Below are 328 nucleotides of genomic sequence, written 5' to 3'. Positions count from 1 at the left end.
GAGTAACTTCAGCCAACGCCAAAGCTGGGACTTTATCTCCAGCCAGCCGGTACGCGACACGCAACTCTATACACTCACGTCCCCTACGATTTTGTTTGTCGAGAACGATGCGCACAAAGTGCAGGCCGTCGTCAAATCCCATCTGGCACCCCTCGGATTCACAATACGGGCAACAGAAAAGAAAACAGTAGAGGACGGAAATGAAACACGGATTGTTGCGGAGAATCCAACCTATGGGGTCACCGTCAACGTATACGTCCGCGAATCCACGCGCGCGTCCTTCGGCTACGAGACACAACCACTGAAATCTGACGGCTCGACACAGGAC

At 53.4% G+C, this 328-nt stretch carries 1 protein-coding gene; it reads left to right on the top strand.

Annotated features, from left to right (window positions below):
* A partial coding sequence (locus QP415_RS11115; RefSeq protein WP_285100103.1) for a DUF4853 domain-containing protein occupies window positions 1–328 on the top strand: 328 nt, incomplete at both ends.

This window comes from Pauljensenia sp. UMB3104 (assembly GCF_030217285.1).
Lineage (GTDB): Bacteria > Actinomycetota > Actinomycetes > Actinomycetales > Actinomycetaceae > Pauljensenia.
The sequence above is the reverse complement of the archived record's forward strand: the minus strand, read 5'-3'. Positions and strand labels throughout refer to the sequence as shown.